This is a genomic window from Oleiphilus sp. HI0067 (assembly GCF_001635735.1).
Window position 1 is genome coordinate 1 of sequence record NZ_LWFI01001297.1, and the last position, 690, is coordinate 690.

At 46.5% G+C, this 690-nt stretch carries 1 pseudogene; it reads right to left on the reverse strand.

Annotated elements, in window-relative coordinates:
* Nucleotides 1-690 (reverse strand): annotated as a pseudogene (locus A3739_RS30140) (hypothetical protein); the annotation flags it as partial.

The window sequence follows — 690 nt, forward strand, 5'->3', positions numbered from 1 at the left end:
CCATATTTTCTAATGGCTTGAATAATAAATTAGCGCTAAACCAAATAAGTATGGCGGCAAGCGCTGCGACAATGATGGTAAGTAACAAAAGGCTTACGCTTAAGTCCTGTGCAAGCGCAGATGCTGCTGAGAAGGCTTCGTTTTTATCAATTTCGCTAATGATGGCCCAATTGAAACCCTCAACATTGATTGGAGCATAGGCAGACAACACTTCTCGACCATCTTGTTGAGTGATGCTAGCAAAGCCCGATTTGCCCGAAAGAGCATTCTGTGTCGCAGTAGTGTCAATAGTGTGTAAGCCGATTCCGGAACCGAGAGATTTAATCTGATCAATCGTGTCGCTATCTATGCTGCTTGCTTGGAGGCGCTCGAAGTAGCGCTCAGGGTTTTCGTCGTTGAGACGCATTGTATTGCGTAGCTTTGAGTCAGAACCTACTAGATAGGCTTCGCCGGTTTCACCAAACCCTACTTCTTTCCATGCATGACCATTTGTCATGATTTGGTCGATTTTGTCGATAGGGAATTGAACAGCGATAACGCCACGTACGCGTTTGAACTTAACGATAGGCGTGGCAATGAACGCGGCTTGCGCTTCGAATAAGGGGGTATAAGCGCTAAAGTCCTCGAATACTAATTGACCTTGTTCGGCATTCAGCGCACCGTTGAACGCACGTCCTAATCCTGAGCTCG